Source organism: Streptosporangium sp. NPDC006013 (genome assembly GCF_040614275.1).
Lineage (GTDB): Bacteria > Actinomycetota > Actinomycetes > Streptosporangiales > Streptosporangiaceae > Streptosporangium.
Map to the genome: position 1 here is coordinate 1 of NZ_JBEXUE010000127.1, position 22,870 is coordinate 22,870.

General features: G+C 69.6%; 19 protein-coding genes and 2 rRNA genes. All 21 read left to right on the forward strand.

All coding sequences use genetic code 11. The features are described from left to right. Nucleotides 1-88 (forward strand): 23S ribosomal RNA (locus tag ABZ260_RS20725); the annotation flags it as partial. 70 nt (nt 89-158) lie between these two features. Then, nucleotides 159-275, forward strand: a 5S ribosomal RNA gene (gene rrf / locus ABZ260_RS20730). A 313-nt stretch (nt 276-588) separates the two neighbouring features. Next, a complete protein-coding gene (locus ABZ260_RS20735) occupies nt 589-1,881 on the forward strand; it encodes a folylpolyglutamate synthase/dihydrofolate synthase family protein (protein WP_355619924.1) in 1,293 nt (430 codons plus the stop codon). A 49-nt stretch (nt 1,882-1,930) separates the two neighbouring features. Next, entirely contained in the window at nt 1,931-2,269 is a 339-nt protein-coding gene (locus ABZ260_RS20740; protein WP_355619927.1) for a DUF4233 domain-containing protein, read from the forward strand. Nucleotides 2,270-2,280: 11 nt separating this feature from the next. Beyond that, entirely contained in the window at nt 2,281-4,122 is a 1,842-nt protein-coding gene (locus ABZ260_RS20745) for a hypothetical protein (RefSeq protein ID WP_355619930.1), read from the forward strand. A 91-nt stretch (nt 4,123-4,213) separates the two neighbouring features. Further along, nucleotides 4,214-4,624, forward strand: coding sequence for a nucleoside-diphosphate kinase (ndk, locus tag ABZ260_RS20750; protein WP_030924808.1), 411 nt, complete (start codon nt 4,214-4,216; stop codon nt 4,622-4,624). Between the two features lie 191 nt (nt 4,625-4,815). Beyond that, complete coding sequence (locus ABZ260_RS20755; RefSeq protein ID WP_030924806.1) at nt 4,816-5,847, forward strand: rod shape-determining protein; 1,032 nt, start codon at nt 4,816-4,818, stop codon at nt 5,845-5,847. Further along, the gene (gene mreC / locus ABZ260_RS20760; RefSeq protein WP_355619934.1) at nt 5,847-6,755 is read left to right on the forward strand and encodes a rod shape-determining protein MreC; all 909 of its coding nucleotides are present in this window, start codon (nt 5,847-5,849) and stop codon (nt 6,753-6,755) included. The genes ABZ260_RS20755 and mreC overlap by 1 nt, the downstream gene beginning before the upstream one ends. A gap of 4 nt (nt 6,756-6,759) precedes the next feature. Next, entirely contained in the window at nt 6,760-7,287 is a 528-nt protein-coding gene (gene mreD, locus ABZ260_RS20765; protein WP_355562595.1) for a rod shape-determining protein MreD, read from the forward strand. Nucleotides 7,288-7,335: 48 nt separating this feature from the next. After that, a complete protein-coding gene (mrdA, locus tag ABZ260_RS20770) occupies nt 7,336-9,399 on the forward strand; it encodes a penicillin-binding protein 2 (protein ID WP_355619937.1) in 2,064 nt (687 codons plus the stop codon). Nucleotides 9,400-9,490: 91 nt separating this feature from the next. Beyond that, entirely contained in the window at nt 9,491-10,654 is a 1,164-nt protein-coding gene (gene rodA / locus ABZ260_RS20775; protein ID WP_355619940.1) for a rod shape-determining protein RodA, read from the forward strand. A gap of 55 nt (nt 10,655-10,709) precedes the next feature. Beyond that, a complete protein-coding gene (locus tag ABZ260_RS20780) occupies nt 10,710-12,620 on the forward strand; it encodes a TIGR03960 family B12-binding radical SAM protein (protein WP_355619943.1) in 1,911 nt (636 codons plus the stop codon). Between the two features lie 104 nt (nt 12,621-12,724). Continuing rightward, nucleotides 12,725-13,504 (forward strand): TIGR03936 family radical SAM-associated protein, encoded by a 780-nt coding sequence (locus ABZ260_RS20785; RefSeq protein WP_355619946.1) that lies wholly within the window; start codon nt 12,725-12,727, stop codon nt 13,502-13,504. Between the two features lie 97 nt (nt 13,505-13,601). Beyond that, a complete protein-coding gene (locus ABZ260_RS20790; protein ID WP_355619949.1) occupies nt 13,602-16,370 on the forward strand; it encodes an Rne/Rng family ribonuclease in 2,769 nt (922 codons plus the stop codon). Between the two features lie 333 nt (nt 16,371-16,703). Beyond that, the gene (gene rplU, locus ABZ260_RS20795; RefSeq protein WP_030924785.1) at nt 16,704-17,006 is read left to right on the forward strand and encodes a 50S ribosomal protein L21; all 303 of its coding nucleotides are present in this window, start codon (nt 16,704-16,706) and stop codon (nt 17,004-17,006) included. A 19-nt stretch (nt 17,007-17,025) separates the two neighbouring features. After that, a complete protein-coding gene (rpmA, locus tag ABZ260_RS20800) occupies nt 17,026-17,283 on the forward strand; it encodes a 50S ribosomal protein L27 (RefSeq protein WP_030924780.1) in 258 nt (85 codons plus the stop codon). A gap of 105 nt (nt 17,284-17,388) precedes the next feature. Beyond that, the gene (gene obgE / locus ABZ260_RS20805; RefSeq protein ID WP_350928847.1) at nt 17,389-18,741 is read left to right on the forward strand and encodes a GTPase ObgE; all 1,353 of its coding nucleotides are present in this window, start codon (nt 17,389-17,391) and stop codon (nt 18,739-18,741) included. A 48-nt stretch (nt 18,742-18,789) separates the two neighbouring features. Then, a complete protein-coding gene (proB, locus tag ABZ260_RS20810) occupies nt 18,790-19,914 on the forward strand; it encodes a glutamate 5-kinase (protein WP_355619953.1) in 1,125 nt (374 codons plus the stop codon). A gap of 18 nt (nt 19,915-19,932) precedes the next feature. Further along, nucleotides 19,933-21,222 carry a glutamate-5-semialdehyde dehydrogenase gene (locus ABZ260_RS20815; RefSeq protein WP_350961697.1) on the forward strand — a complete coding sequence of 430 codons (1,290 nt, stop codon included), beginning with the start codon at nt 19,933-19,935 and terminating at the stop codon, nt 21,220-21,222. Between the two features lie 248 nt (nt 21,223-21,470). Continuing rightward, nucleotides 21,471-21,662: a hypothetical protein gene (locus tag ABZ260_RS20820; RefSeq protein WP_355619956.1), complete on the forward strand. Its 192-nt coding sequence runs from the start codon at nt 21,471-21,473 to the stop codon at nt 21,660-21,662. A gap of 221 nt (nt 21,663-21,883) precedes the next feature. Next, nucleotides 21,884-22,870: protein kinase (locus ABZ260_RS20825; RefSeq protein ID WP_355619959.1), on the forward strand; the 987-nt coding region annotated here is incomplete at its 3' end.

A 22,870-nucleotide genomic window follows, 5' to 3' on the forward strand; every position in this document is an offset into this window, starting at 1 on the left:
CCGGTAGACGACCGGGTTGATAGGCTGGAAGTGGAAGCGCAGTAATGTGTGGAGCTGACCAGTACTAATAGGCCGAGGACTTGACCACAAAGCAATTCTTGCTCGCGTCCACTAGGCAATTCTGAGACAGCAAACGGTGTTTGTGTGTTTCATAGTGTTACGGCGGTTATGGCGAAGGGGAAACACCCGGTTACATTCCGAACCCGGAAGTTAAGCTCTTCAGCGCCGATGGTACTGCACCGGGGACGGTGTGGGAGAGTAGGTCGCCGCCGGACAATCTTTCATTGAGGGCCCTCACCTTTTGGTGGGGGCCTTCGTGCTTTCCGGGAAGGGTTCCGAAAGGCCGGGGCTCCCGCCGGCCGGTGGGAGTTCTTGCTCTGGAATCCGGGCCGTCGGCCGGTGTTCCTTGGGCTTTCCGGGAGAGGTCTGGCGGCCGGTGGGAGCCTTTCTGTTTTCGTATCTCGCGATGGGAAAGTGCCCCACCGGGTGGTGAGGCCCTTTTTTGCGTTGGGGGTACTCGTGTCCGGAAGCTGACCGGGACGTCAGTAGGCTGGAGACGTGGACTATCGAGCGGTTGAACAAGCGATCATGCAGCGTGGAGTCGAGTGGAACTTCGAGCCCAGTCTCGACAGGATCGCCGCGCTTATGGACCTGCTCGGTTCCCCGCAGCACTCCTATCCCGTCGTGCACGTGGCCGGTACGAACGGTAAGTCGAGCACGACCCGGATGATCGAGGCGCTGCTGCGTGAGCGCAATCTGCGTGTCGGCCGGTTCACCAGCCCGCATCTCGTCTCCATGCGCGAGCGCATCAGCGTGGACGGTGCCCCACTGAGTGAGGAGCGCTTCGTCGAGGTCTACGAGGACATCGCGCCCTACCTGGAGATGGTCGACGCTCAAGGGCGACGGCTCTCCTTCTTCGAGACACTCACCGCGATGGCGTTCGCGGCGTTCGCCGACGCCCCCGTGGACGTCGCGGTCATCGAGACGGGAATGGGCGGCATCACCGACGCCACCAACGTCGCGGACGGCGCTGTGGCGGTCATCACGCCCATCTCCCTCGACCATGTCGAATACCTCGGGCCCGACGTCGAGACGATCGCGGGGGAGAAGGCCGGCATCATCAAGGCCGGGGCGATCGCCGTGCTCGCGCAGCAGGAGCTTCCCGCAGCCGCGGTGCTGATGCGGCAGGCGGCCGAGGCGGGCGCCACCGTGGCACGCGAGGGACTGGAGTTCGGAGTGCTGGGCCGGGAGCTCGCCATCGGTGGGCAACTGCTCCGGCTCAAGGGTCTCAAGGGTACCTATGACGACATCCTGCTCCCCCTGTACGGCGCTCACCAGGCCGGCAACGCCGCCTGCGCCCTGGCCGCGGTCGAGGCGCTGACCGGCGGGGACGAGCCTCTCGACGCCGAGCTGGTGCGGCAGGCGTTCCTGGGGGTGCGCTCGCCCGGCAGGCTGGAGGTGGTGCGCCGGGGCCCCACGGTCGTCGTCGACGCCGCGCACAACCCGGCGGGGATACGAGCCACTCTGGACGCCGTGCACGAGTCCTTCGACTTCGCGAAGCTCATCGGAGTGCTGGCGGTGTTCGAGGACAAGGACGTCGAGGGCATCCTGGAGCTGCTGGAACCGATGATGGACGAGATCGTGGTGACCAGGAACTCCTCGCCAAGGTCCATGGACGTGGACGATCTCGCCGCGCTGGCCGAGGAGATCTTCGGTCTTGACCGGGTGCACCAGGTCGAGCGGCTGGACAGTGCGATCGACAGGGCGATCGGCATGGTCGACGCTCTGGGAGAGTTCAGCGGTGCCGGGGTGTTGATCACAGGTTCCGTGGTCACCGCCGGCGACGCGCGGCTCCTGCTCAAGGCAGACGAGACGCAGTGAGCGGTGAGTGCCGACGGCCGCCGGCCGGGCGACTGAGGAGGAGAGAGAAATGATCACGGTCACTCCGGGCATGAGGCGCCTCTGCGCCAGCGTGCTCGGCATGGAGGCCATAGTCGTCGGGCTGTTCACGCCGGTGGCCATCAACACCCAGGGCGTCGAGCCGGCCATCGCGGCCACCGTCGGGCTGGGTCTGGCGCTCCTCTGCGTGCTGGTCATCGGCCTGCTCAAGCGGCCTTTCGCCTACGTCGCGGGAAGCCTGGTCCAGGTGCTCGCCATCGCCGCCGGCTTCATGGTCCCGACCATGTTCTTCCTCGGAGTGATCTTCGCCGCGCTGTGGATCACAGCGATATTCGTCGCTCGCCGTGTCGAGGGCGTGACTTCTCGCTAAAGTCGGCCAACATGGCCGTCCCTCCCATTCAGCCGACTCGGGCAGTGGGCGCCGGGCCCACGGGCCTGGTGCGCGCACTCCGTGTCTCGTTGATGCTCGACGTCGTCCTCGGACTGCTCGTCGCAGTAGTGCTGCCGTTGGCGATCGTCGCCATCCCCAACACCATCTCGGTGGTCGCCGCCCTCCTGCCACCGGAAGTCTCACAGATAGCGATGATCAGGGCGCATGGGCTGGCGCTCCCCGCGATGGTCCTGACCATGCCGGTGGCCGCGGTGCTCGTACGCCGGGTGCGGGCGGCCCCGATGGTGGTCGCGGGGCTGACCCTGCTCGCCTTCGCGGACGCCGCCGGCGGCTATGCAGGGTCCACGGTGCTGGTGGGGGTCCTGCGGGTCCTGCACGGTGTCGGTGCGGGCCTGCTGGTCCCCGCCACCCTGATGGCCGTCTGGGGGCGCTCACCGTTCCTGCGGGCGCTGTGGGCGGCCGCGCTGGCGGCGAGCCTCCTGGCCGCACAGGCGCTCGCGCTCTGGCCCCTCGACCAGGTCGACTCCTGGCGCGTCACCCTGCAGCCGTACCCGATGCTCACCGGGGTAGCGCTCGTGCTGGCCGCGCTCTACCTCGTGTTGTGGCTGAAGGACGGGGAGAGCGCCGCCGGTCCGGGCGCGGTCGTCGTGGCACGCGGGCGCACGCTGTGGGCGGTCGTGCCCGCCGCGGGCGTCGCGGCCCTCGCCCTGGGCAGCACGTTCGACTGGTCGGCGGGTCTCGTGATCCGCGCGGCCCTGGTGTCCGTCGTCGTGCTGCTCGCCCTGGCCTCCTCGGGGGCCTCACGGGGGGCCGCCGGCCGCGCGCCGGCCTACGCGATGGTCGCGGTCGGCGTCGTTGTCCTGCCCACCGCGGCCCAGGTCACCTACGTCGAACTCGGCGGGCTGGGCGGTCCGGGTCTGTCCGGCCTGTGGTCGGCCTTCGCGATCGCCACCGTGGTGGCCCTCCTGGCCGCCGCGCTGACGAACCGGCTGGGCACCACGGCCATGCCCATGGTCACCGCCGGTGGACTGGTGGTGGTGGTCGGGGGCCTGTGTGCGGTACGGCTGTTCCTTCCCGCTCCGGGCGGGCTCGCGCTGATCCTTCCGTTCACGCTGCTCGCGGGTGGTGCCTCGGTGGCCCTCACCGGCGCGCTGCGCTCCTGTGCCGAGGAGTCCGCGCTCCTGGCGCTGTCGCTGTTCTTCCCCGCGGTGCTGGCCGGATTCCTGCTGGGCAGCGGTGTCCAGGTCGCCCAGTTGCGGGAGGCCAAGACCCCGCAGGCGCTGGTCGACGGGTTCGTGGACGCTCTGCACCTGTGGGCACTGATCGGGGGTGGCCTGGTGCTCGTGGTGATCGTGCTCGCTGCCGTACTGGCCCGTCTCCTGCCGGGGCGTCCTGGAAGTCCGGAGAGCCTGCCGGATGCCGGTACGGCGGACACCTCGCCCGTGGCGGGCCCCACCTCCGGGCTGGTGCCCTCTCCCGCGGGGGAGGTCGATCCCGCCGGCGGGGTACGGCAGGGAGGCGTCATGCGAGGACAGTCAGGGCCCACGGTGGTGCGGCCACGCTCCGAGGCGATGACCGGTTCCCACACGCCGGCCCGCTCGAAGCCGGAGGCCGGGCCGGTGCACGGGTCCGTCGCCGCGGCGGGAGGAGGTGCCGGGGCGGGTAAGGGCAACAGGTCCAGGCCCCGGCACGAGCCGGACCGCGTTCCAGAGCGGGACCCCGACGCGGAGCCGGAGCCGGAGCCGGAGAAGGTGGTCGCACCGCCGGTGGTGGTGCCACCGCCCGCGCCCTCTCCGGAGGATGGCCCGGGGAACGGTCCGGCCCTCCAGTGACTTCGCCGACCACGGGAAAGCGCGCGAAGGGCGGTAAACTTCGCGCGATTACCGCAGTCAGCGACCCATACGTGTTCGAAGGAGAACCTCAGTGTCCGAGCGCACCCTTGTCCTGATCAAGCCCGACGGTGTGGCGCGTGGTCTCATCGGCGACGTGATCGCCCGTGTCGAGCGCAAGGGCCTGAAGGTCGTGGCGCTGGAGCTGCGCACCCTGGACGTCGACACCGCCAAGACGCACTACGCCGAGCACTCCGAGCGGCCGTTCTTCGGTGAGCTGGTGGAGTTCATCACCTCCGGTCCGCTGGTCGCGCTGGTGCTGGAGGGGCCGCGCGCCATCGAGGCCTTCCGCTCCCTCGCCGGCCTGACCGACCCGGTCAAGTCCGCTCCCGGCACCATCCGCGGTGACCACGCTCTGGAGATCGGCGAGAACGTCGTCCACGGCTCGGACTCCCCCGAGTCCGCCGCAAGGGAGATCAAGATCTTCTTCCCGGATCGCTTCTAGGCGCCCGCTTTTATCGTGTTTGTCGGGCCCCGCCGTCCTTCTGGACGGCGGGGCCCGACCTATTTGGCTAACCCAAGATTTTGCTGCGGTAGGCCAGCTCATTGCGCTCAAGGGTGGGTGCGTCACGTTACGATTCGAGTGCGTTCCGTAGTTTTCGCCGACGACCTGACGGAAGGAGGCCGGCCTTCCTCATGGGCAGCAATCTTGCTTTTTTGGGCCGTGACATGGCAGTCGACCTCGGCACCGCGAACACCCTCGTGTACGTCAGAGGGCGCGGAATCGTGCTCAACGAGCCGTCCGTCGTAGCGATCAACAGCATCACTGGGAAGATCGTGGCCGTTGGTATCGAGGCCAAGCGGATGATAGGCCGCACTCCGAGCAACATCATCGCCATCCGTCCGCTCAAGGACGGTGTCATCGCCGACTTCGACGTCACCGAGCGCATGCTGCGCTACTTCATCCAGCGGGTGCACAAGCGCCGCCATTTCGCCAAGCCGCGCATCATCATCGCCGTGCCGAGCGGGATCACCGGGGTCGAGCAGCGGGCGGTCAAGGAGGCCGGATACCAGGCGGGCGCCCGCAGGGTCTACATCGTCGAGGAGCCCATGGCCGCCGCGATCGGCGCCGGGCTCCCCGTGCACGAGCCCACCGGCAACATGGTGGTCGACATAGGCGGCGGCACCACCGAGGTGGCGATCATCTCGATGGGCGGTGTGGTCACCAGCCAGTCGATCAGGGTGGGCGGTGACGAGCTCGATCAGGCGATCATCGCCTTCGCGAAGAAGGAGTACTCGCTGATGCTCGGCGAGCGCACCTCCGAGGAGATCAAGATGGCCATCGGCTCCGCCTGCATGCTCCCGGAGGAGAGCCATGCCGAGATCAGGGGACGTGACCTGGTCAGCGGCCTGCCGAAGACGATCGTGGTGTCGGCGGCCGAGATCCGCAAGGCCATCGAGGAACCGCTCAACGTGATCGTCGACGCGGTCAAGACCACACTTGACAAGTGCCCGCCGGAGCTCTCCGGAGACCTCATGGACCGGGGGATCGCCCTCACCGGAGGCGGGGCGCTCCTCAAGGGCATGGACGAGCGGCTGAAGGCCGAGACCGGAATGCCGATCCACCTCGTCGACAACGCCCTCGACTCCGTGGCGCTGGGCACTGGCAAGTGCGTCGAGGACTTCGACGCACTGCAGCAGGTCCTGGTTCCCGAGCCGCGGCACTGATGAAGGACACCCGCCGGGCACGGGTCAACCTGGGGCTGCTGCTGGCCGCCGCGCTCGTGCTCGTGACCATCGACCACCGTTCGGCCGCGCAGTCCCCGTTCGGGCCGCTCCGCATGGTCGGCACGACGTTGTTCGGCACCGCGGAGAGTGTGGGGTCGGGGATCGTGCGGCCGGTCGGCGAGTTCTTCGAGACGATGACCGAGGCTCCTACCGCGCGTGGACGCATCGAGGAGTTGCTCGCGGAGAACCAGCGGCTCAAGCGGGACCTGGTGGCGCAGAGCCTCGACCGGGGGCGTTCGGAGGAGCTGCGCAAGCTGCTCGGGGTCTCGGGCACCGGCGGATACAAGATCCTGCCCACCCAGGTGATCGCTCGGCGTGGGACTCCCGGGTTCGAGGAGGCCGTCGAGCTCGACGTGGGGCGCGCCGATGGGGTGCGCACCGAGATGACGGTGCTGAACGCCGACGGCCTGGTCGGCAGGGTGATCCACGTGGGCGCGTCCACCTCGACCGTGGTCCTGCTCAGCGACCCCGCCTCGGCGGCCGGTGCCCGGCTGGAGGGAAGCAACGAGATCGGGGTGGTGCACGGGGTGGGGGAGAACGGCCGCCTGGTCCGCTTCCGGCTGCTCGACTCGACCGCGCCCATCATCCCCGGCCACCGCATCGTGAGTTTCGGTTCCCAGCGCGGCGCGCCGTACGTGGCGGGGGTGCCGATCGGGGTGGTGGAGCGGGTGGAGGCCACGCCGGGTGAGCTGACCCGTATCGCGTACGCGCGGCCGTACGCCGACCTCACCGCGCTGGACGTGGTCGGCGTGGTGGTGCAGGCGCCGCGCCGGGACCCGCGTGACGCGGTGCTCCCCTCCGGCCCGCGAAAGGCGGCGCCTCCCCGCTTCCAGCGAGAGGGGGTCTGACGGGATGGGGCGCAACGCGATCTTCGTGGCGCTGCTCCTGGGAATCATGATTTTCCAGGTGACCGTCGTCAACAGGCTGCCGCTGCCGGGGCAGGCCGCGCCGGATCTGGTGCTGCTCGCCGTGGTGGGGTACGCGCTGGCCCGCGGGGCGGCGGCGGGGGCGGCCATGGGTTTCGCCGCCGGGCTTCTCAGCGATGTGCTGCCACCGGCCGCGCACCTGTTCGGGCACCACGCGCTGGTGCTCTGCCTCGTCGGCTTCATCGCGGGGCGCGCGGTGGAGAGCCATCCGGGGGCGGGGCCGCTCGCGGCGCTGGCCTGCGCGGTCGCCGGTCCGGTGATCGCGGTGGCGACCGGCGCCCTGCTGGGAGACCCACGGACCGGCGTGTCCATGCTCACGACCACGCTGCCGCAGGCGGTGCTCTACAACCTGCTTGCCGCGTCGCCGGTGGTGTGGGTGGTGCGAAGGCTCGTCTGCGGGCCGGAGCCGCGCCCCGTCCAGGTGCTCGGATACGTCATGCGGAGCCGCTTGTGAGGCACCTCGTGCTGGGGGACACGTGAGCGGCGGTGAGGAGGAGCGAGCATGGGCCTGATGCGGGGGCGGCTGGTCGTGGTGCAGTTGCTGGTGGTGTCGATGCTGGCGTTGCTCGCTGTCCGGCTCTGGCAGGTGCAGGTGGTGCGCGGTCCGGAGTACGTGGTGGCCGCCACCGAGACGCGCACGCGCGATGTCGTCGTTCCCGCGGTACGCGGGCAGATCCTTGACTCGACGGGCCGTCCGCTGGTCCGAAACCGGACCACGCTGGTGGTCTCGGTCGACCGCACCCGCCTGAACCGGATGGAGGGCAACGGCAAGGAGGTGCTCGAGAAGCTGGCCGCCGTGCTCGGCCGTCGCCCCGCCGAGCTACGGGAGCGCATCAGGGCATGCGGGCCGGGGGTCACCCGTCCCTGCTGGCCGGGCTCTCCGTACCAGCCGATCCCCATCGACGCGGATGTCACCACGCGCGAGGCCCTGCAGATCCTGGAACGGCAGGAGGAGTTCCCCGGGGTCACGGCCGAGGTGCAGGCGGTACGGGAGTATCCGAGCCGGAGCGCGGGGGCGCAGGCGCTCGGCTACCTGCAGCCGATCACGCAGGAGGAGCTGAACAGGCGCGACGGGCTCAGGGCGGCGTTCTCCGGGGTCGACCTGGTGGGCAGGGACGGCCTGGAGTCGGTCTACGACGTGTCGCTGCGCGGGACGCCGGGGATGCGGCGGGTGCAGGTCGACCGGCTTGGCAAGGTCATCGGGGTGGAGCAGCACGTGCCTCCGGTGCCGGGCGACACGCTCATCACCAGCATCGACTCCAAGGTGCAGGCCACGGCGGAGAAGGCATTGGCCGAGGCGATGAAGGGCGCGCCCACGGCGGACGGCGCGGCGGCGGTGGTGCTGGATGTGAAGACGAGCAGGGTCGTCGCTCTGGCCAGCGCGCCGACGTACGATCCGGCGATCTGGACCGGGGGAATCTCCGAGGCGCAGTACCAGCGCCTGCTGTCCGGCAAGGCGGGCAAGCCGTTGGTCTCCCGGGCCATCAAGGGCGAGTTCGCGCCTGGTTCGACGTTCAAGGTGTCGTCGGTGGCGGCGATGCTCAAGGACGGCTACCCGCTGCACGGCCAGTACGACTGCCCGGGGTCCTTCATGGTGGGCGACCGGCCGTTCAACAACTTCCGGGGTATCGGGCTGGGAACGCTCACCCTGCACATGGCGCTGGTGAAGTCCTGCGACACGATCTTCTACCGGGCGGCCTACGAGCAGTGGCTACGCGACGGCGGGCTCAATCCCAAGGGGAGGACCAAGGAACCGATGGCGGCCATGGCGCGCGCCTACGGTTTCGGCCGACCCACCGGCATCGACCTGCCGGGTGAGTCGGCGGGCCGGATTCCTGACCGGGCGTGGAAGAAGACGCTCTGGTCGGTGACCAAGGACACCAACTGCAAGCGGGCCAGGACCGGCTACCCGGAGGTGGCCAGGAGCAGCCCCAGCAGGGCCGCCTTCCTCAAGCGGTTGGCGTACGAGAACTGCCTGGAGGGGTACCAGTGGCGGCCCGGTGACGCCGCCAACTTCTCCATCGGGCAGGGCGACGTGCTGGTGACGCCGCTGCAGCTGGCGGCGGCCTACGCGGCGCTGGTCGGGGACGGCAGGCTGCGCAGCCCCCGGCTGGGCTGGGCGCTGGTGCGTCCCGACGGCACCAAGGTCAAGGAGATCGAGGTGCCGGTGGTGGGCAGGCTGCCGCTCTCACCACGGGAGCGGGCCTACATCAAGGGGGCGCTGAGCGAGGTCGCCTCCGACGGCACCGCGGCCGGGGCCTTTGTCGGGTTTCCCATGAACAAGGTCAAGGTCGGCGGAAAGACCGGCACCGCCGAGGTCTACGGCAAGGCCGACACGTCGTGGTTCGCCTCGTTCGCCCCGACGGACAAGCCGCAGTTCGTGATCGTCGCCATGGTGTCCCAGGGCGGGATGGGCGCCCAGACCGCGGCTCCGGCGGTGCGGAAGATCTACGAGGGCATCTTCGGGTTCAAGCCCGACGGCAAGCCGGCCTCCCCGATCCTGCCGGGCGGGCGCCCGGTAAGAGCGCTTCCGGTGATCGCGAAAGACGGGACGGTGGCGCGATGAGGTCCGCTGTGGCATCGGTGACACCGTCCGCGGTGATGTCCGCGGTGAGGTCCGTGACGGCGTCGGCGGTGACGTCCGCCAGGAGAGCGGCGTGAACCGGGTGGCGGCCGCGCCGCCGAGGGCGTCCCTGGCCGGCAGGACGGTGGCGGCGGCCGCCGCGGTGGGCCGGATGGACGGGGTGATGCTGGTCGCCGTAACCGCCCTGGGGGTGATCGGCACGATGCTGGTCTGGTCTTCGACCAGGACATGGGCGGCCGGCTCCACGGGACTGGTCAAGAAGCACATCCTCAACCTCGTCATCGGAGCCGTGCTGGCCGGTACGGCCGCGATGCTGGACCACCGGACGCTGAGAACCTTCGCGCCGCTGGTGTACGGCGTGACGCTGATCGGGCTGCTTCTGGTGATCACACCCCTCGGCAGCACCGTGAACGGCGCACACTCGTGGATCATGCTGGGTGGTGGTTTCGCGTTCCAGCCCTCGGAGTTCGCCAAGCTAGGCCTGGTGTTGATGCTCGCCATGCTGCTGGCCCAGCCCGCCCGCGGCACCGACCGGCCGAGGAGCTTCGACGTCGTGATCGCGCTGGTGGTGGCCACCTTCACCATGGGGTTGGTGATGCTCCAGCCCGACCTGGGAACCACGATGGTCATCGGGGTGATCACGGCGGGTGCGATCGTCGTGGCCGGCGCCCGCAAGCGCTGGATCGGCGGGCTCACCCTCGGCGTGCTCGGCGCGGGGGCGGCCGTGTGGTTCCTCGACATCCTGGAGCCCTACCAGATCGCTCGGTTCACCGCGTTCCTCAACCCGGCCAGCGATCCGCGCGGGGTCGGCTACAACAGCACCCAGTCGTTGATCGCGATCGGGTCGGGAGAGGTGTTCGGCAAGGGGCTGTTCGGGGGCGGTCAGACCACCGGCCGCTTCGTACCCGAGCAGCACACCGACTTCATCTTCACGGTGGCGGGGGAGGAGTTCGGCTTCCTCGGTTCGGTCACCGTGGTGGCGCTGCTCGGGGTGATCCTGCTGCGGGGGGTGCGGATCGCCCGGGAGTGCGAGGACCGGTTCGGCACGCTGGCGGCCGGGTCGATCGTGTGCTGGCTGGCCTTCCAGTCGTTCGTCAACATCGGGATGACGGTCGGGATCATGCCGATCACCGGTCTTCCCCTGCCGTTCGTCTCCTACGGCGGTACCGCCACCTTCGCCAACATGATCGCTTTTGGGATGCTTCAGGCGATTCACATGCGCCGGCAGTCTTTCTAGCACCGGCATGGGTGACTGCCTATGGCACTCTCTCCAGGCGGATATTCTTGATGGCATGTCTGTCGAGTCGCTGTTTCCCCGCCTGGAAGCGCTCCTGCCCAGAGTGCAGAAGCCGATCCAGTACGTCGGAGGTGAGCTCAACTCGACCGTCAAGGATTGGGACGAGACCACGGTTCGCTGGGCGTTGATGTATCCGGACGCCTACGAGGTCGGTCTGCCCAACCAGGGCGTCCAGATTCTCTACGAGATCCTCAACGAGCTGCCGGAGACACTGGCCGAGCGGACCTACGCGGTCTGGCCCGACCTGGAGGCGCTCATGCGTGTCGAGGGCGTACCTCAGTTCACGGTCGACGGGCACCGTCCGGTACGGGCGTTCGACGTGTTCGGTCTCTCTTTCTCGACCGAGCTCGGCTACACCAACATGCTGACCGCGCTGGATCTGGCGGGCATCCCGCTGGAGGCGTCGGAGCGGGGCGACGATGATCCGATCGTCCTGGCCGGCGGTCACGCGGCGTTCAATCCCGAGCCGATCGCCGACTTCCTCGACGCCGCCGTGCTGGGCGACGGGGAGCAGATCGCCATCGCGATCACCGAGGTCATCCGCGAGTGGAAGGCCGAGGGCTCGCCCGGCGGGCGCGACGGGCTGCTGATGCGGCTGGCCGAGTCCGGCGGGGTCTACGTGCCGAAGTTCTACGACGTCGACTACCACCCCGACGGCCGTATCCAGCGCGTCGCACCCAACAGGTCGGGTGTGCCGTGGCGGATCCACAAGCACACGGTCATGGATCTGGACGAGTGGCCGTACCCGAAGAAGCCGCTGGTCCCGCTGGCCGAGACCGTGCACGAGCGGTTCAGTGTGGAGATCTTCCGCGGCTGCACCCGAGGTTGCCGGTTCTGCCAGGCCGGCATGATCACCCGTCCGGTGCGTGAGCGCTCGATCACCACGATCGGCGACATGGTCGAGGCGGGCGTGAAGGCGTCAGGTTTCAACGAGGTCGGCCTGCTGTCGCTCTCCTCGGCCGACCACTCCGAGATCGGTGAGGTCGCCAAGGGACTGGCGGATCGTTACGAGGGCACCAACACCTCGCTCTCGCTGCCCTCGACCCGGGTCGACGCGTTCAACATCGACCTGGCTAACGAGTTCTCCCGCAACGGCCGACGCTCCGGTCTGACGTTCGCCCCCGAGGGCGGCTCCGAGCGGATGCGCAAGGTGATCAACAAGATGGTCACCGAGGAAGACCTGATCAGGACCGTCACCACCGCGTACACCCAGGGCTGGCGGCAGGTGAAGCTCTACTTCATGTGCGGCCTGCCCACCGAGGAGGACGTCGACGTCGAGGGCATCGCCGACCTGGCCAAGAAGGTCATCAAGGCCGGTCGAGAGGCCACCGGGTCGCGCGACGTCCGCTGCACGGTCTCCATCGGTGGCTTCGTTCCCAAGCCGCACACCCCGTTCCAGTGGGCCGGCCAGGCCGACCACGAGACGGTCGATCGCAGGCTCAGGGCGCTGAAGGAGGCCCTGCGCGGTGACAGGGAGTACGGCCGGGCCATCGGCCTGCGCTATCACGACGGCAAGCCCTCGATCGTGGAGGGCCTGCTGTCGCGGGGCGACCGCCGGGTCGGGGAGGTCATCCGCGCGGTGTGGGCGGACGGCGGCCGGTTCGACGGCTGGAGCGAGCACTTCTCCTATCAGCGCTGGATGGACGCCGCGGCCAAGGTCGGCGTCGACGTCGACTGGTACACCACGCGCGAGCGCGAGGAGAACGAGGTCCTGCCCTGGGACCATCTCGATGCCGGTCTCGACCGCGAATGGCTCTGGCAGGACTGGCAGGACGCGGTCAACGACGTCGAGGTCGAAGACTGCCGATGGACCCCGTGCTACGACTGCGGCGTCTGCCCCACGATGGGGACGGAGATCCAGGTCGGGCCCACCGGGAAGAAGCTGCTGCCACTGACGGTTGTCTGAGGTAGGCGGTGCGTGAGCGCCGCCCACCCAAGAGACGACGACCACGACTTTGGAAGGACGACACCACTCTGAAACCCGCTCCCGACGGGCCGCCGCCCGCGCCAGTGGTGCAGCGGCTCCGTGTGCGCTACGCCAAGCGCGGCCGCCTGCGCTTCACCAGCCACCGCGACATCTCCCGGGCGCTTGAACGCGCGGTCCGGCGAGCCGACGTCCCGGTGGCGTTCAGCGCGGGCTTCTCGCCCCACCCGAAGATCTCCTACGTGGGAGGGGCCGCACCCACCGGGGTCGCCAGCGAGGCCGAGTACCTCGAGATCAGCGTGACGCGCGAGTGTGACCCGGAGCGGCTGCGAGCCGCTCTGGACGCCTCGTTGCCTCCCGGTCTCGACGTGCTTGACGTCGTGGAGGCCGGCCCCGCGAGTCTGGCCGACCAGATGGAGTGCTCGGCGTGGGAACTGCGGCTGCCCGGAGCCGATCTCGCCCTCGCCGGTGTCGCGGTTGAGAGATTCGTCGCCACCGATCACGTCGAGGTCGAACGCCTTACCAAGAAGGGGATGCGACGTTTCGACGCGCGGGAGGCGGTGCTGAGCCTCGCGGCATTTGAGGGCAAAGGGACAACAGCAGGTCAGGCGTCCAGTCGGCCATGTGTCATACTTCGCATGGTTGTACGGCACGCAACTCCTGCCGTTCGACCCGACGACGTTCTCACTGGACTGCGTCTTGTGGCTGACTTCGCGCCGCCGGTGCCCCCCGAGGTGACCAGGCTGGCGCAGGGCCCGCTGGACGTTCGCACCGGTGAGCCCGCTGATCCGTTCGGCCTGGACCGCGACATTACGCGCGGCGGCGAAGCGGAACCGGTGGGCAGGCACGTCGGCGGCGACATATAGGACTTGGCGCCGGGCTATGAGCCTGGCGGACAGTGAGAGACGAGAGCTCCCGCGCGGCGCGGAGACGTGCCCGGGAGCTGAACGGGAGAGCGCCCGCATGCTCGACAACGAGCCCAACGCCGGGGTCAACAGCCTCGGTGGGGACACGACAACAGAAGAGACGCGGCCACCGGCGCCCCGGCGCAGGGCCGCGAGCCGACCCGCAGGGCCTCCGCCGGAGGAGCCGGATTCGGCTCCCGAGGTCGTGACGGCACCCGCACCCCGGGCGGCGTCCGGCATCTCGCCGGAACCGTCGGCGGCCGGTGCGTCCGGGCCCGCTGTGGAGCCCGCGGAGGCGGCAGAGCCCGCAGAGGCGGCAGAGGTGAAGGAGGCTGCGCCCAAGCGCGCCACCAGGCGCAAGACCGTCGCGACGGACGGCACCGCCACCACCACGCGGCGTAGTCGTGCGAAGAAGGTGGCCGAACCGGTCGCCGAGCCTGTCGAGACGGCGGCCGCCGCCGTTCAGGAGCCCGCCGCCGAGCCCGCGCCGCGGGAGGAGCCCGCCGCCCCTGCCAAGCGCACCCGTACGCGCAAGAAGGCAGTCGTGCGGGAGGAGCCGGTCGCGGCCGAGGAGGTCACCGGCGAGGTGCCCACGGCCGGGGCGGAGGAGGTCGAGGCGGAGCTGCTGCTCGAGCTGCCCGTCGACGAACCGCTCGATGACGAGCCCGCGGGTGAGGACCTCGTCGAGGAGGCCGTCGAGGAAAGGCGGCCGGGGCTGTTCGCCGACCCCTTCGGGCTGGTCGCCCAAGAACGTTCCGAGGTGCCCTCGGTGACCTTCCAGGCACCCGCGGCGGTGTTCCAGCCGCTGTTCCAGGCCCCCGACTCGCAGCGGGCCGCGCAGCCCGCCGCCCGGCCCGCGCCGGTCCAGCCTCCCGCGCCGCAGCCGGAGCCCGAGCCCGTCGAGGCGAAGGCCGAGATCGCCGAGGAGCCCGAGGACGAGGACACGGACGGAGACGAGGACGCCGGTGGCCGCCGGCGTCGGCGCCGCAGGGGTGGCCGGGGCCGTGGCAAGACGCGGGACCTCGACGAGAGCGAGGAGACCGAGGCCGAGCAGGACGAAGAGGACAGGCCCGAGGCCGAGCAGGACGAGGACTCGGAGAGCGGCAGCTCGCGCCGGCGGCGCCGCAGGCGGCGCAGGGGCACCGACGAGGCGGGAGAGGTTCACGACGACCCGCCGAACACCGTGGTGCGCATCCGCGCGCCCCGCGCCGGGCGCAGCACCTCGGTGGACGAGGTGCAGAGCGTGCGAGGCTCGACCCGCCTGGAGGCCAAGAAGCAGCGCCGCCGCGAGGGTCGCGAGCTTGGCCGCAGGCGTCCGCCGATCATCACCGAGTCGGAGTTCCTGGCCCGCAGGGAGTCCGTCGAGCGCATGATGGTGGTCCGCCGTACCGGCGGGCGCACCCAGATCGCGGTGCTGGAGGACGGGGTCCTCGTCGAGCACTACGTCAATCGCGAGGCGAGCCAGTCGTACGTGGGCAACGTCTATCTCGGCAAGGTGCAGAACGTCCTGCCGAGCATGGAGGCCGCGTTCGTCGACATCGGCAAGGGCCGTAACGCGGTGCTGTACGCCGGAGAGGTGAACTTCGACACCGCCGGGCTGGAGGGACAGCCCAAGCGGATCGAGGTGGCGCTGAAGTCGGGCCAGTCGGTGCTGGTACAGGTCACCAAGGACCCGATGGGGCACAAGGGCGCCCGCCTGACGAGCCAGATCAGCCTGCCCGGGCGCTACCTGGTCTACGTGCCCGACGGCTCTATGACCGGGATCAGCCGCAAGCTCCCCGACAAGGAGCGCACCCGCCTCAAGAGCATCCTCAAGAAGGTCATGCCGGAGAACGCCGGGGTCATCGTCCGCACGGCCGCCGAAGGCGCGTCGGAGGACGAGCTGAGCCGCGACGTGGCCAGGCTGTCGGCGCAGTGGGAGAACATCCAGCGCAAGGCCAAGTCGGCCAGCGCGCCGGAGCTGCTCTCCTCCGAGCCGGACCTGACGGTCCGGGTGGTCAGGGACGTGTTCAACGAGGACTTCTCCTCGCTGGTCGTCGCGGGAGACGAGGTGTGGGAGACGGTCGACGAGTACGTCCGTTACGTCGCCCCGCACCTGGCCGACCGCCTCAGCAGGTGGGAGGAGGACGGCGACGTCTTCGCCGCCTACCGGATCGACGAGCAGATCGCCAAGGCGATGGAGCGCAAGGTCTGGCTGCCCAGCGGTGGCTCGCTGGTGATCGACCGGACCGAGGCCATGACCGTGGTCGACGTCAACACCGGCAAGTTCACCGGCCAGGGCGGCAACCTTGAGGAGACCGTCACCCGCAACAACCTGGAGGCGGCCGAGGAGATCGTCCGCCAGCTCAGGCTGCGCGACATCGGCGGCATCATCGTCATCGACTTCATCGACATGGTGCTGGAGAACAACCGGGACCTGGTGCTGAGGCGGCTGCTGGAGTGCCTGGCCCGCGACCGTACCAAGCACCAGGTCGCCGAGGTCACCTCCCTGGGTCTGGTCCAGATGACGCGTAAGCGGGTCGGTCAGGGGCTCCTGGAGGCGTTCTCCACGGTCTGTGAGTGCTGCAACGGCCGCGGCCTGCACGTCTCGACCGAGCCGGTCGAGGGCAAGCCGGAGCCGCGTGGTACGCAGGGCAAGATGGCGGTCGAGAAGGCCGTCGCGGAGAAGCTCGGCAAGGACGGTAGCCACGCTGTGGCGGCCGGTGACCAGTCGGGTCGTGATACGGTGACCGATGCGCTTGATGGAGTCCAGAACGAGGACGGTCAGGCAGCACAGGCTTCTGGCCGGGGGCGGAGACGCTCCCGCAAGGCCAGGTCGGCCGAGTAGGTCCTGTCCCGCAGATTTTGCCGTGGCGTGGGTCTGTCGGACGGTGTCTCGTAGGGCGGAAGAGGAGCTCATAGCGTGCTATGGGTGACGGAACCGTCGCGAGGCCCCGTCCGGGTGACCAATGCAGGCAGAAGATCCAAGGAGCAGGACCTGAGGTCGGCACCCCCGACGTTCCGCCCGGTTCGACCAGGACACCGTCAATCCGGTATTCTGGTGAACCGGTGCGCTCATGGCGCGCCCTGTTCGCGCGCCTACCCGGTACGTCATCAATGACCACAGCCGGATGCGGGGCGCAGCATCCAGCGAGCAAGCAGTCAGAAGAAGGGTTCCGCGGTGTACGCGATCGTTCGTTGCGGCGGCAGGCAGCAGAAGGTCTCCGTCGGTGACGTCCTTGAAGTGGACAAGGTCGCCGGCGAGGTCGGTTCCACGGTTTCGCTGCCGACGGTCCTCGTCGTCAACGACGGCGACGTGACCACCGAGGCGGGCAAGTTCACGGTTGCCGCCGAGATTCTCGGTGAGACCAAGGGTCCGAAGATCCGGATTCTGAAGTACAAGAACAAGTCGGGGTACAAGAAGCGCCAGGGTCACCGCCAGCGGTACACCCAGGTGAAGATCACCGGCATCGACCAGGCCTGAGTTTCGGGAGTTTTGCGAGATGGCACACAAGAAGGGCGCGTCGTCCACTCGGAACGGCCGCGACTCCAACGCCCAGCGGCTCGGTGTGAAGCGCTTCGGCGGTCAGCTGGTCAACGCCGGCGAGATCATCGTTCGTCAGCGTGGCACCCACTTCCACCCCGGCGACAACGTCGGCCGTGGCAGTGACGACACGCTGTTCGCGCTGGCCGCAGGCCACGTTCTGTTCGGTGTCAAGCGCGGGCGCCGCGCGGTGAGCATCGTTCCGGTCGCGGAGTAGATTCGCACCGACAGACGTTGAGGGCAGGGGTGGATCGCATTCGGCGGTCCACCCCTGTTCGCGTTTTCCGCAGAAGTTCCCGTAGATAGAGGTAGGAAAGTAGAGATGCCGGACTTTGTGGACCAGGTGGTCCTGCACATCAAGGCCGGTGACGGGGGAAACGGCTGCGCCTCTGTCCATCGGGAGAAGTTCAAGCCGCTGGGGGGCCCGGACGGGGGCAACGGCGGCCGCGGCGGCGACGTGATCCTGGAGGTGGACGCCAACACGGCGACGCTCCTGGAGTACCACCGCCGCCCGCACCGCAAGGCCGACAACGGCAAGCAGGGACAGGGCTCCAACCGCGACGGTGCCAACGGTCCCGACATCGTCATCCCGGTGCCGGACGGCACCGTGGTCAAGGACGCCGACACCGGTGAGGTCCTCATCGACCTGGTCGGCGCGGGCACCCGCTATGTGATCGCCGAGGGCGGGCACGGCGGGCTCGGCAACGCCGCACTGGCCAGCGCCAAGCGCAAGGCCCCCGGGTTCGCGCTGCTCGGCGAGCCCGGCGACGAGCTCGACGTGATGCTGGAGATGAAGAGCGTCGCCGACGTGGCGCTGGTCGGCTTCCCCAGCGCGGGCAAGTCCTCCCTCATCGCGGCCCTCTCCGCGGCCCGGCCGAAGATCGCCGACTACCCGTTCACCACGCTGGTCCCCAACCTCGGGGTGGTCACCGCGGGCGCGACCGTCTTCACGGTCGCGGACGTCCCCGGCCTGATCCCCGGCGCCTCACAGGGAAAGGGCCTGGGGCACGAGTTCCTGCGCCATGTCGAGCGCTGCAACACGCTGGTGCACGTGATCGACTGCGCCACGATGGAGCCGGGCCGCGATCCCATCAGCGACTACGAGGCGATCGAGGCCGAGCTCGCGGCGTACGGCAAGCTGGAGGACCGGCCGCGCCTGGCGGTGCTCAACAAGTCCGACGTGCCCGACGCCCGCGACCTGGCCGACATCGTCGGGCCGATGCTCGAGGAGCGGGGGCTGCGGGTCTTCTCGATCTCCGCGGCCACCCACGAGGGGCTCAAGGAACTGACCTACGCCATGGGGGAGATGGTCGCCGCGGCCAGGGCCGCCGCCCCCGTCCCGGAGCCGACCCGACTGGTCATCAGGCCCAAGCAGCACGGTGACACCGGATTCGCCGTCCGCCGGATCGACGAGGACACCTTCCAGGTCACCGGGGCCAAGCCGGAGCGGTGGATCCGCCAGACCGACTTCACCAACGACGAGGCCGTGGGCTATCTGGCCGACCGGCTGGAGCGGCTCGGTGTCGAGGAGGAGCTGACCAAGGCCGGGGCGAAGGCCGGGGCCGAAGTGATCATCGGTTCCATGGAGAACGGCTACATCTTCGACTGGCAGCCGACGCTCAACGCCGAGGCCGTGCACCAGGGGCCGCGCGGGTCGGACAACCGGCTCGGTTAGTACGCTTCCCGCTGTTCTTCCAGTGATCATTTTTGAAAGGTGCGTGTCGTGGACTCTGCGCGCGAACGGATCCGTAAGGCCTCACGCCTCGTCGTGAAGGTGGGTTCGTCCTCGCTCACCACTCCGCAGGGAATGATCGACGTCGACCGGGTGGACGCCCTGGTCGACGTGCTCGGCGCCCGGCGGAAGTCCGGCACCCAGATCGTGCTGGTCTCCTCGGGCGCGATCGCGGCGGGCCTCGGCCCGCTGGGCCTGGCGGCCAGGCCACGCGACCTCGCCACCCAGCAGGCCGCGGCCTCGGTCGGCCAGGGCGTGCTGGTGGCCCGCTACACCTCCTCCTTCGCCAGGTACGGCCTGCGGGTCGGCCAGGTGCTGCTGACCGCCGACGACATGATGCGCCGCTCGCACCACGTCAACGCCGAGCGCACGCTGGCACGCCTGCTGGAGCTGGGCATCGTCCCAGTGGTCAACGAGAACGACACCGTGGCCACCGACGAGATCCGGTTCGGCGACAACGACCGCCTCGCCGCCCTGGTCGCACACCTGACCAGGGCCGACGCGCTGGTGCTGCTGTCGGATGTGGACGCCCTCTACGACGGCGACCCCCGCCGCCCCGGCGCCCGCCGGCTCACCGAGGTGCGCGGGCCCTCCGACCTCGTCGGGGTCGAGCTCGGCAAGGGCGGCGCGGTCGGCACCGGCGGCATGATCACCAAGGTTCAGGCCGCCAAGATCGCCACAGGGGCGGGTGTTCCCGTGGTGCTGACCGCCGCCGCGCACGCGGCCCAGGCCCTCGCGGGAACCGATGTCGGCACCTACTTCCACCCGGAGGGCCGCCACCCGGGCACCCGCCTGCTCTGGCTGGCCCACGCCACCACCGGCCGAGGCCGGCTCCACCTGGACTCCGGCGCCGTCGAGGCGGTGGTGAGCCGCCGCAAGTCACTGCTTCCCGCGGGGGTCACGGCGGTCGAGGGCGACTTCGCGGCGGGCGACCCGGTGGATCTGTGCGAGCCGCTCGGCCAGGTGGTCGCGCGCGGCCTGGTCAACTTCGACGCGGGGGAGATCCCCGGCCTGCTCGGCCGTTCCACCAGGGAACTGGCGGCCACCTTGGGACCCGAGTACGAACGAGAGCTCATCCACCGTGACGACATCGTCATACTGGAATCCCACCACTAGTTCTTTTTGGAGCGCGAGATGTCCGAGGACTTCCTGAAGGTAGCCCTGGCGGCTAAAGAGGCCGCCGCCGAGCTGGCCCCGCTGCCGAGGGCGCCGAAGGACGCCGCGCTCCGGGTGGTCGCGGACGCGCTCGTGGCCGGGTCCGCCGAGATCGTCGCGGCCAACGCGCTCGACGTCGAGAAGGCCAGGGAGAGCGGGACCTCCGAATACATGATCGATCGTCTCAGCCTCGACGAGGCCAGGATCGAGGCGATCGCCGAGGCGGTCCGTCAGGTCGCCGACCTTCCCGACCCGGTGGGTGAGGTGATCCGGGGCAACACGCTGCCCAACGGACTGGAGTTGCGCCAGCTCCGGGTCCCGCTCGGGGTGATCGGCATCATCTACGAGGGCCGGCCCAACGTGACCGTGGACGCCGCGGCGCTCTGCCTCAAGAGCGGCAACGCCACCCTGCTGCGCGGCTCCTCCAGCGCGTACGAGTCCAACACGGTTCTCGTCAGGATCATGCAGGAGGCGCTGGCGGGCACCGAGGTGCCCGCAGGGGCCGTCCAGCTGGTTCCCGGGCTGACCCGCGACTCGGTCAAGCAGCTCATGCGGGCCCGCGGCCTGGTCGACGTGCTGATCCCGCGCGGCGGGGCCTCGCTGATCAATTCGGTGGTGGAGGAGTCCACGGTCCCGGTGATCGAGACCGGCGTGGGCAACTGCCACGTCTACGTCGACGCCGACGCCGACCTCGACCTGGCGATCCAGATCCTGATCAACGCCAAGGTCCAGCGCCCCTCGGTCTGCAACTCCGCGGAGACGCTCCTGGTGCACGCGGCCGTGGCGGACACCTTCGTGCCGCGCGCACTGGCCGCGCTGGCGGCGGAGGGCGTCACGGTGCACGGTGACGCCCGCGTCGCGGCGTACGGTGACGTGGTGCCCGCCGATGAGGAGGACTTCCGGATGGAGTACCTCTCGCTGGACATCGCGGCCGCCGTGGTCGACTCGCTGGAGGACGCGGTCGCGCACATCAGGAAGTACGGCTCAGCCCACACCGACGCGATCGTCACGCGCTCGGTCAGCGCCTCCCGCAGGTTCGTCGCCCTGGTCGACTCCGCGGCCGTGGCGGTCAACGCCTCGACCCGGTTCACCGACGGCGCGGAGTTCGGCTTCGGCGCGGAGATCGGCATCTCCACCCAGAAGCTGCACGCGCGCGGCCCCATGGGCCTGCCGGAGCTGACCTCGACCAAGTGGGTCTACACCGGCGAGGGCCACCTGCGCACCAGCGAGGGTACGGTCCTCGCCTCGGCCGAAGCCCGCCTGAGGTAGGGGCGCGGGCCGCGGAGCGTTCCCGACGCCGAGGACCAAGGGCGTCGGGAACGTTCCGCGAGCCGCACGGTACGGGGGTGATCCATCGGGGTTCCCGGATCACCGCGCTGCCAGGCGCTCCGGGGTCTACGGTGTAGTCGGCACTCCGGAGGTTCATCGGGGATCTCGTTCGGTGACTTTGATCGTCACTGAGCGTTATGGTGTGTCGCTCCGTGTGATCACGGTCGCTTATGGTTTGACTGGACTTCATGGAAATCGTCGTTGCATTCCTCTTCATAGCTTTTGTCGTTTTTGGTGCGGACCGGCTACTGCTGCTCATGGAGAGCCGCGGGCACGTCAACTGGCGCCGCACCCGGCGCCGCGACCTGTCGGCGGAACCCACCGCGAAGCTCGACAGCCTGCTGGAAGACCCGGTCCGCAAGCCCGCGCGCCGGCCCTGAGACGCTCCGCCCGTGGCCTGACCCGATCCTGACGAGGCGCACGAGGAGGCGCGCGTCCCGCCATGCCGATCTTTCCGGGAGTCCGGCGTGCCATCGGGAAAACGTCACACTCGCCCGCTATGGTGTGGTCTCCTACGGCTGGACAGCAGGGAAGCGAGCGGGAGCGAGCGACCCGATAGGCGCAGCGGTCCCTGACCCATGTGGCCGACGCAGGAGGTCACATGGGTCGTCTCGGGCGGGTCGGTCCTTACACGTTGCTGGAGCGTCTCGGCCGGGGAGGCATGGGCGAGGTCTACCTCGCCGTCGGCCGCCGTGGTGACAACGTCGCGCTCAAGGTCCTCCACGACATGGTCGACACCGACTCCGAGGCCCGGGTGCGTCTGGAGCGGGAGGTCCGTGCCCTTCGCAGGGTCGAGAGCCCCTACGTGGCCCGCGTCGTCGACGCCGACCTCAACGGTGATCGGCCCTACCTGGTCATGGAGCACATCGAGGGAGAGACCCTCCTGGAGCGGGTGCGGCGCGGCGGTCCCCTGGAAGGCGGCCTGCTCACCCTCGCACAGGGGCTGGCCACCGCTTTGTCGATCATCCACGCGGCCGGGGTCGTGCACCGTGACCTCAAACCCGCCAACGTGCTGGTCAACGAGGACGACGAGCCCGTCCTCATCGACTTCGGCATCGCCCACGTCCTGGACGCCACCAGACTCACCCTGACCGGCACCTTCCTCGGCACCCCCGGTTACGCCGCCCCCGAGCTGTTCGCCGACGAGCCCGTGGGCGAGCCCGCGGACGTGCACGCCTGGGCGGCCACCGTGGCCTTCGCCGCGACCGGCAGGCCCACCTTCGGCAGGGGCACGGTCGAGGCGCAGATGTACGCGATCCTCAACGGTCAGGCCGATCTTGAGGGTGTCCCGGCAGCCCTGCTGCCCCTGATCCGCGCGGCCCTGCACCGTGAGCCGGCCAAGCGTCCCACCGCGGCCCTTCTCGCCGGCCGCCTCGGCCGCCTCGCCCGGGTGGCCTCGCCCGAGGCGGGGATCTCCCAGAAGGCGGCAGGCTCCGCAGGGGAGAAGCCCGGCGGTGCCAGGAGGCAGGAGAGCCGTCCCAAGCCCCGCGCCAAGGGCGACGAGCCCGCGCGGCGCCCTCGGCGCGATGGAGCGCGAGGTCGTCAGGCTCGTCAACATCGAGCGCAGGCGGGCCGGGTGCGGGCCGCT